The organism is Maribacter polysaccharolyticus, assembly GCF_028882255.1.
GTDB lineage: Bacteria > Bacteroidota > Bacteroidia > Flavobacteriales > Flavobacteriaceae > Maribacter_A > Maribacter_A polysaccharolyticus.
On sequence record NZ_JARBUY010000002.1, the window covers coordinates 891,184 to 900,662 of the forward strand.

Sequence of the window (9,479 nt, forward strand, 5' to 3'; positions counted from 1 at the left end):
ATGCTTCAAAATATAAAAATAGAAGGATATAAGTCTATCAAAAAAATGGATTTAAAACTAAGTCCAATAAACATTTTGATAGGTTCAAATGGCGTTGGAAAATCCAATTTCATTTCTTTTTTCAAATTGGTAAATTACATCTACGAACAGAGACTTCAACAATACTCATTGAAAAGTGGTGTAGATAACCTGCTACATTATGGCAGAAAAAACACTAATGAAATTAAGGGCTATTTAGATTTTGGCAATAATGCATATGAATTTAATTTATTACCAACTGATGAAGGTGCTTTTTTTATTGGGAGAGAAGATAGTTTATTAAACTACCCAACAAGATACAGCAGGACTTTCTATGATGAAAATGTAAAAGAAAGTCAGATAAAAGGTTCATCAACTCAAAGAAACAAATACCTAAGCGAACACCTTGAGAGCTATAAAATTTACCATTTTCACGACACTAGTAGTTCTGCACCTTTACGAACTAAAGCCAACACAAACGATAACAGAATTCTAAAAGAAGATGGTGGTAATCTGCCAGCTTACCTCTATTATTTGCAAGAAAAGCACCCATTGAATTTTAAACGTATTGAAAAAACCATTCAATCGGTTGTTCCCTTTTTTGATAGGTTTAATCTTTCACCTGCTTTTTTAGATGAAGAAAAAATTCTTTTAGAATGGACGGAAAAAGAGCATCCTGAAACTTATTTTAATGCTAATCACTTGTCTGATGGTAGTTTGCGTTATATAGCATTGGTTACATTATTGATGCAACCTAAATTACCTAAGGTTATCATAATTGATGAACCTGAATTAGGTTTACATCCAACAGCAATTAATAAACTTTCAGGTTTAATAAAATCTGCTGCTGCAAAAGACTGTCAAATTATTGTTTCTACTCAATCAGTATCATTACTAAATAATTTTGAAGCAGAAGACATTATTACAGTTGATAAGGAAGATAACCAATCTGTTTTCAGAAGATTAGATACAGATGGCTTAAGTAATTGGATAGAAGACTATTCTATTGGCGAATTATGGACAAAAAGTATCATTAAAGGACAGCCACTATGAAAAGATTATTAATTGTAGTAGAAGGTGATACTGAAAAAGAATTTATCGACAAGGTTTTAAGTCCTTACTTATATTCAAAAGGTTTGCTGAGTGTAGAGTGTTTTAAAATTAAACATACAAAAGGAGGTTTAACGAAGTATCAACATTTAAAAACCGATTTGATTAATTGTGTCTATGAAAACAATGTATTGGTTTCCACATTAATTGATTTTTATGCCTTGCCTAAAGATTTTCCAAAATATGACGATGCTTTGAAAATCGCAAATAAAGGTGAACGCTTATCATTTTTAGAAAAATCTATTATTGAAGATGTAGAAAACGAAAAAGGTAGTTCTTTTCCAAATTTATTACCATACATACAGCTTCACGAATTCGAAGCCTTAGTTTTTTCTTCAATAGATTCCATTAGAGCTTTATATTCAGAATACGATGCTAAATTCAATGAAATTGAACAGGTTATAGCTACTTACCCAAATCCAGAAGATATAAACGATAGTCCTCAAACAGCACCTTCAAAACGCCTTAAAAACAACCAATTAATTAGAGGTTACAATAAGGTAAATGATGGGATAATGATAATTGAGGAAACAGGTATTGATGTGGTATTAGCAAAATGCCCAAGATTCAGAAAATGGGTAGAAACATTAATTGAAAAAGTGAAGGAATGAAGTTAACGTTTGATTCTAACCTACAATATCAGCAAGACGCCATAAAGTCCATAACCGACTTGTTTGAAGGACAACCATTGGAAGATTCTATTATGGAGTTTAACCTAAAAGAAGAAGGTACTTTAGACCTTATCAATGGTGTTGGCAATAACTTAATTCTATCAGAAGAACAAATCCTCAAAAATCTGCAATCGGTTCAAGAACAAAACGAGATTGAGCAAAGCGAAGATTTAGATGGTATGCACTTTTCTGTTGAAATGGAAACAGGAACAGGAAAAACCTATGTGTATTTAAGAAGCATTTACGAATTAAATAAAGCCTATGGTTTTAAAAAGTTTGTCATTGTTGTTCCGTCTGTAGCTATTCGAGAAGGTGTTTTAAAAAACTTGGAAATCACGCACGAACATTTCCAAAACTTATACGACAATATTCCGCTTAATTTTCAGGTTTATAATAGTTCAAATCCTTCAACCTTGAGAGGTTTTGCCACCAACAACAACATTGAAGTTTTGGTCATCAATATTGATTCGTTTGCCAAAGACCAAAATATTATCAACCAACCACATTACAGAGCCAATGGCCGAAAACCCATTGAATTTATTCAGTCTGTAAATCCAATTGTTATTGTGGACGAGCCACAAAATATGGAAACTGAAAAGCGTATTTCGGCTATTGAAAATTTGAATGGACTTTGTACGCTTCGTTACTCGGCAACGCATAGGAATCAATACAACCTTACTTACAGTTTAAGTCCTGTAAAAGCATACGATTTAGGATTGGTAAAACAGATTGAAGTAGATTCCATTGTGGAAGAAAATGCATTCAATGATGCTTTTGTACAAGTAGATTCTATAAAAGCAACTAAGACAAAAGTTACAGCAAAGGTTTCAATAAATATAAACGACAAAGGAGGCGTGAAAAAGAAATCGGTTTCCGTAAAAGTTGGAGACGATTTGTATAAAATCTCTAACGAGCGAGAAATTTATTCAGATGGATATATTATTGAAGAAATAGACGTAACCAATAACTGTATTTCAATTTCAAATGGCAATATCTTATACAAAGGAGATAGCCAAGGCGGATTGAATGACGAAGTAATGAAATTTCAAATTCGCAAAACGGTTGAAGAACATTTAAAGAAAGAAAAACGCTTAAACAAATTAGGAATAAAAGTGCTTTCTCTTTTCTTCATTGACAAGGTTGCCAATTATCGTTATTACGATTCGGCAGGAAACCCAAACAAAGGAAAATTTGCAGAATGGTTTGAAGAAATTTACCAAGAGTACGTTTCAAAACCAGCATTTAAAGAACTCGATAGGTTCCCAGTTAATGAAGTTCACAATGGTTATTTCTCACAAGACAGAAAAGGGAAATTCAAAGACACTTCGGGCGAAACAAAAGCAGATGACGACACTTACAGTCTGATAATGAAAGACAAAGAAAAGTTGTTGGATATTGATAATTCACTTCGTTTCATATTCTCACATTCGGCACTTCGTGAAGGTTGGGACAATCCTAATGTATTTCAGATTTGTACGTTGAACGAGACGAAATCAGACATTAAAAAACGTCAGGAAATTGGAAGAGGTTTACGATTGGCAGTTAAGAAAACGGAAGACGGAAAGTTAGAAAGAACCTATGACCCAAACATTAACCGCTTGACAGTAATCGCCAATGAATCGTATGACAATTTTGCCAAAACCTTACAAAAAGAGATTGAGGACGATTGCGGAGTTGAGTTTAAAGGCAGAATTAAAAACAAGCGAGAACGAACAGCAATCAAATACCGAAAAGGATTTGAAGCCGACCCGAAATTCTTGGAAATATGGGAAAACCTAAAAAAGAAAACGACCTATCGAGTTGACTACAAAACAAATGAGTTAATCACTTTGGCTTCAAAAGCAGTCAAAGATTTACCAGAGATTAAAGCACCTTCCATTCGTTCAACGAAAGTCAATATCAATATGACAGACGAAGGAGTTGAAACAATGTATGCAGGAGATAAAGTTGAATCTTATGATAGCTACTCTTGGAAAATTCCAGACGTTTTAGGTTACATACAAAGCAAGACAGAATTAACTCGTTCGACCATTCAAGAGATATTAAGTAAATCCGACAGAATTGGAGATATTTTAATTAACCCACAACTGTTTTTGGACTTAACAACCCAAGCCATAAAACGGACTTTGTACGATTTAATGATTGACGGAATTAAATACCACAAAATTGGAGGAGCTGAATATGAAATGACTTTGTTTGAAGCACAAGAATTAGAGGTCTATTTAAACGACTTTTCATTCAAAGTCACTGATACTTCCAAAACCATTTATGAGGAATTTGTGCCTTTAGATTCAGGAGTTGAAAGCATGTTTGCTCAGGACTGTGAGTCAAGCGAGCAAATCAAGTTCTATTTCAAACTTCCGAATTGGTTTAAAATTCCAACGCCAATCGGTAATTACAATCCAGATTGGGCTTTGGTATTTGAAGACGATAAGAAAATCTATTTTGTTACAGAAACTAAGGACACCGGAACACCTATTGTAGATGTGAAAAAATTAAGTCCAGATGAACAATTGAAAATCAAATGCGGAAAAGCACACTTTAATGAATTTGAAGAATTAGAATATAAAGTAGTGAATAAAGTAGGACAATTGATTGAATAAGCTAAAACTTTATAGCCTTTCCCGTTTTCTACAATTGATTAGAATTAAATAACAACTTAGAGGAAAGTTCAAATAAAGGATACTCGACTTACTGCTTTTTCATCGATGCTATAAAAAATAGGCGAGTTAGTAATAAGTTCAAAGGTTTTGGCTCTTATCACACTTTATACTTAAGTGAAAGTTTCGTGCTTATAAATCACCTACTTTTCATATACTAACCGTTGGCAGTAATATAAAAATCTCACCAAATGAAAGTAACACTAATTAGCATTCCTGTTCGAGACCAAGAAAAAGCCTTGAAATTTTATACGGAGAAATTGGGTTTTATCAAAAAGAAAGACGAACCTCTAGGTGGTGGAAATAGATGGTTGACCTTAGTTTCAAAAGAATGGCAAGATGGGCCAGAATTATTGTTAGAACCAGGACCAAATCATTTTGAGCCGTGTAAAGTCTATCAGGAAGCATTGATGGAAGCTGGAATGCCATACACTCAATTTGATGTTAAAAGTGTTGATGCAGAATATGAACGACTAACAAAACTTGGAGTAGAATTTAGTGTAAAACCCTCTACAATGGGAACCTGGAAATATGCAGTATTTAACGATACCTGCGGAAATAATATCCAACTCTTAGAGCAGTCATAAAACACTACAGCCAACAACGTGTCCTATGAAAAGCCTTAGTCCAGTTCATAAAAGTTTAAATAAAGGATGCCTATTGATGATATTTAGCTTTAAAATAAAAAATGCACGTTTACATCGGTTTTATACCAATATGGTCGTATAAAGATGTATTTTACAGCTATATAAACAAGTTGGGCGTAATGTAAAAATCCTCCGAATATGACAGAGTTATTAATACAAAATATTTTAAACCATATTACGCTTTCCAAAAAAGAGCTAGAAAGTTTTTGCAGCTTATTTAACCAAAAAGAAGTTATAAAAAAACATTTCCTTATGCAAGAAGGTGAAATTTGCAAGTTTGAGGGCTTTGTTACAAAAGGACTTTTTAGAGTATATCACATAGACAGTAATGGCTTTGAACAAGTACTCTATTTTGCACAGGAAAATTGGTGGATAACCGATATCGACAGTTTTACCAATGAGACACCATCACAACTTTATATACAATCGTTAGAGGATAGTGAAGTATTGCTCATCTCAAAAAAGGATAAAGAATTTGCCTATATCAATATCCCTAAGATAGAAAAACTGTTTAGAGTCATGACTCAAAAAACACATATCGCCTTACAGCGAAGAATCATAGATAATTTAAGTAAAACAGCAGACCAACGTTATATAGACTTTATTCAAAAATATCCTACACTCTTTCAACGATTAACCAACGTGCAGATTGCCGCTTACTTGGGCATAAGTCATGAGTTTTTGAGTAAAATAAGACGAAAAATTGCTAGTAAATAATAGCTATAAATTCATTTATTGAACTTGTTCAATGTTTTGAAGTGGGTAATCATTGCATCTTTGTACCATCATTAAAAACAGGACAAAAAATGAAATCGATTATTTCAACAACATTATTTACAATTTTAATTTTATTCAAAATGAATGCACAAGAACAAAGTTTTAAAACAATAGAAACAAGCAAATTTAAACTTCAAATTTACAACGCATCCGAAAATAGTTTTGGTGTGGCATCTGTAATTATCTCAGGAAAAAACGATGCCGTATTAATAGATGCACAATTTACATTGGCAGAGGCTGAACAAGTAGCCCAACAAATTAAAAACTCAGGTAAAACTTTAACAACTATTTATATGTCTCACGGTGATCCTGATTTCTATTTCGGATTAGAAGTATTCAAAAAATATTTCCCAGAGGTTACAGCTTATTCAACGCCTGCAACAGTAGAACATATAAAAGCAACAGCCCAAAAGAAATTGGAAGTTTGGGGCGAAAGATTAGGTGATAAAATTACATCGAACGTTATTTTACCGCAAGTTCTAAAAGGAAATTCTATTGAGTTAGAAGGTGAAAAATTAGAAATCATTGGATTAGAAGATTTCCCAAAAAGAACTTTTGTATGGATTCCATCAATTAAAACAGCTTTAGGAGGTATTAATGTTTTTGGTACAACATTTAATGTATGGATGGCAGATGCACAAACAACAGAAGTACGCAATAACTGGGTATCAATCTTAAATAGCATCAGTGATTTAAAACCTGAAATAGTAATTCCGGCACACGCAAATACAAATTCAGAATTCACTATTGATGCTGTAAACCACACGAAGAATTACATTAAATTTTATGAAGAAGCTTTAAAAAGTAACACAACTTCTGAAGCGTTAATAGCAACAATAAAATCAGAATATCCAAATTTAACTTTTGAAACAGCTTTAGTGCTAGGAGCAAAAGTGAATACAGGAGAAATGAAATGGTAAGGTTAATAATAATCATCAACTTGACATTGCTTTTAGTAATGTCAAGTTGTTCGTTTAAACAGGAAGCAATGACAAATTTAGAAATCGTAAAAAGTACATATGAAGGTAGAACTTCAGAAGAAAACGGTAAAAACTTAGCCAAACATGTAGCCGAAAATATTAGTTGGACAGAAGCTAAAGGTTTTCCGTATGCTGGAACTTATATTGGCTTAGAAAGTGTTACCAAAAATGTTTTTCAGCGTTTAGGTAGCGAGTGGATTGATTATAAATTTACACCCGAAGATTATATTGCAAATGAAGACAAAGTAGTTGCTTATGGCACCTATTCGGGTACATATAAAAAAACCAACAAGTATTTTGAAGCAAGAGTTGCCCATATATGGAAACTGAACAATGGCAAGATTATCAGTTTTGAGCAGTTTGTGGATAGTAAATCGGTTGACGAAGCAATACGTTAAAACACTACGCCCAACACCGTGTATAAAAAATTGCTAGTTTTATACTAAACCAATGTTAGTTGCTTTGCTTGCCTGCATCTGATTTTCCTTCGGAAAATCCTCGCACACAAGCACGCAACTTTCCATACACATAAACGTTGGCATTAATTTGAAGAATGAACATTTTTGACAAAATAAAGAACATAATCGACAGACAAAAAGCCATAGATGAGTTCTATGATGATGTTGAAAATTTGGATGAAGTTCTTCTGGACAAAAGACTGGAAATTTTTCAAGAAGTAGTCTCACCAAGGTTATCCAGAATCGGACTTAAAAACTGGAATGGAAAATACATTTGGTTTAGCGACTTCAACAATGAGGGAATAAAACACGTAGTTGAATACAATGTTTTTAAAGGATTCGGAGGCTCTTTTTCTTTTGGTAATTGCTTTGATTGCGTTCCTACAATTTCTGGAAAAAAACTTGTAAATCACCGAACAGACAAATCAACAAAAATCATTTATTTCAAACGTTTAGAAGGCTGGCAAGAAAGTTTTGAGAAAAACAAGCCAATTAATCCCGACCGAATAAGTTCGATTAATGAGCAAAAATTCCGAGATAGTTTAGAACGAGTACTTTTTAATAACTTACCGAAAATTAAAAGTTGGTTCGAAGGAAAATCAACTTTGGAAGAAAATATTAATGGCCTTCTTTATGATGTAAAAAATCCTGCATTTGAAATCGGACGGAGAATAATCTCATCTGAATATATACTGGCTTTTTTGTATAAACAAAAAGGTGATTTAAAGTCAGCTGAACTTTGGTTAAATGGACATTTCAAAAAAGGAATTAACTCGGAATTTGAAATCGAACTATTAAAGAAAAGAATAAAAAACTAATGCCAACACCGTATATAATTTATTGCTAGTTCTAGCCTACTTACGAAAATCCTCGCGGATTTTCTATTCGGTTTTTATTTGCTAAATTACGTGCTAAACCACGCAACAAACCATATACAAACACGTTAGCAATAATTTAAACCAAGAAAATGCGTACTCAAGTAAAAATAGAAAAATTACTTATTTTGATTTTCATTGCAACAATATTGAACGGATGTCAAAAAGAAAACAAGGATTTATTTAAAACCACCGAATTAGAGAACGGTTTTCCTGAAATATTAAAACCACTTGAAAAAGATTTACCTTTTAAAATCTTAAGTCATTCTATTTTAGAATCTAAAAACGACTCAATTGATATTTATTTCGGAAGTCTCAAACAAGGAAAACAAAACGGAAATTGGATTGCACTATCTGCAAATAACAAAATTAAACAATTCAGTACGGTTGACTTCAAGAGGAATTCAGAAAATGAAAAAGAAAATGATATTGATTTGCAATTTAACAGTTCTAAAAATAGAGTATCCCTAAGAATTAAAGAATTAGATACAATTAGCAATCGAATTACATATTCTTGGATTAATCAAAACACCTTAACTGACTCGCTGAAAGTTCTAACAATCGACAAACCTCTTGCAAAAGGAAAAATATTCCCTTCAATTGAACTTACAGATATTAATGGCGAGAAATTAGATTTAGATAATTTCAACGAACAAACAATAGTTATAAATTGGTGGGCTGTATGGTGTGTACCTTGTAGAAAAGAAATTCCAGGATTAAATAAATTAGTCAATAAGTACGCTGATAAAAATGTGAGATTTATTTCAATTACCGATGACTCTAAAGAAAGAGTCTCCAATTTTTTAATAAACAATGAGTTCAATTATAATACAACATTTGTTTCTGAAAATTCGAGAATAATATTTGGGAATTCATACCCTAAAAACATTGTAATAGATAGTACAAATACTATCACTTTGTACAAAGAAGGAGGAAATGAATTTGTCTGGCAAGAAATTGACCAACATCTGACTGAATTGCATATTAGAAACTAAAAAACTATTGCTAACACAACCTATAAACAATACGGGCTTCGAGCTTAATCGAAAGGTTTGTGTATTTTTATGAAGTCCGCAAAATCTTTGGGATTTTGCTTTAAACAAGAAAAGAAAAAACAAAACAAAAAGATTTTGCTATGTGAGTGGCGGTAAGTAATCGCTTATTTGCTCCCGTACTGTTCATAGCCGAGACCGTTAGCTACAATTAGGTACGATATACAAACATCCTTTACAGAGTTATAGAAACATCGTTTACACTTTTTAAGTTGCATTTGAAACCAAAAT

At 32.5% G+C, this 9,479-nt stretch carries 9 protein-coding genes; all 9 read left to right on the top strand.

Annotation, left to right across the window (positions count from 1 at the left end; all coding sequences use genetic code 11):
- The 9 genes from PHU20_RS09705 (at nucleotide 1) to PHU20_RS09745 (ending at nucleotide 9,191) form a co-directional block, all read left to right on the top strand.
- Nucleotides 1–1,071, top strand: coding sequence for an AAA family ATPase (locus tag PHU20_RS09705; RefSeq protein WP_274825158.1), 1,071 nt, complete (start codon nucleotides 1–3; stop codon nucleotides 1,069–1,071).
- A complete protein-coding gene (locus PHU20_RS09710; protein WP_274825159.1) occupies nucleotides 1,068–1,739 on the top strand; it encodes a DUF4276 family protein in 672 nt (223 codons plus the stop codon). Before PHU20_RS09705 ends, PHU20_RS09710 begins: the two co-directional genes overlap by 4 nt.
- Nucleotides 1,736–4,402 carry a restriction endonuclease gene (locus tag PHU20_RS09715; protein ID WP_274825160.1) on the top strand — a complete coding sequence of 889 codons (2,667 nt, stop codon included), beginning with the start codon at nucleotides 1,736–1,738 and terminating at the stop codon, nucleotides 4,400–4,402. Before PHU20_RS09710 ends, PHU20_RS09715 begins: the two co-directional genes overlap by 4 nt.
- A gap of 248 nt (nucleotides 4,403–4,650) precedes the next feature.
- A complete protein-coding gene (locus tag PHU20_RS09720; protein WP_274825161.1) occupies nucleotides 4,651–5,046 on the top strand; it encodes a VOC family protein in 396 nt (131 codons plus the stop codon).
- 198 nt (nucleotides 5,047–5,244) lie between these two features.
- Nucleotides 5,245–5,823, top strand: coding sequence for a Crp/Fnr family transcriptional regulator (locus PHU20_RS09725; protein WP_274825162.1), 579 nt, complete (start codon nucleotides 5,245–5,247; stop codon nucleotides 5,821–5,823).
- An 89-nt stretch (nucleotides 5,824–5,912) separates the two neighbouring features.
- Complete coding sequence (locus tag PHU20_RS09730) at nucleotides 5,913–6,803, top strand: MBL fold metallo-hydrolase (RefSeq protein WP_274825163.1); 891 nt, start codon at nucleotides 5,913–5,915, stop codon at nucleotides 6,801–6,803.
- A 68-nt stretch (nucleotides 6,804–6,871) separates the two neighbouring features.
- Nucleotides 6,872–7,261, top strand: coding sequence for a nuclear transport factor 2 family protein (locus tag PHU20_RS09735; protein WP_274825164.1), 390 nt, complete (start codon nucleotides 6,872–6,874; stop codon nucleotides 7,259–7,261).
- Between the two features lie 155 nt (nucleotides 7,262–7,416).
- The gene (locus PHU20_RS09740) at nucleotides 7,417–8,139 is read left to right on the top strand and encodes a hypothetical protein (protein ID WP_274825165.1); all 723 of its coding nucleotides are present in this window, start codon (nucleotides 7,417–7,419) and stop codon (nucleotides 8,137–8,139) included.
- A 149-nt stretch (nucleotides 8,140–8,288) separates the two neighbouring features.
- Nucleotides 8,289–9,191, top strand: coding sequence for a TlpA family protein disulfide reductase (locus PHU20_RS09745; RefSeq protein WP_274825166.1), 903 nt, complete (start codon nucleotides 8,289–8,291; stop codon nucleotides 9,189–9,191).
- Nucleotides 9,192–9,479 lie beyond the last annotated feature (288 nt).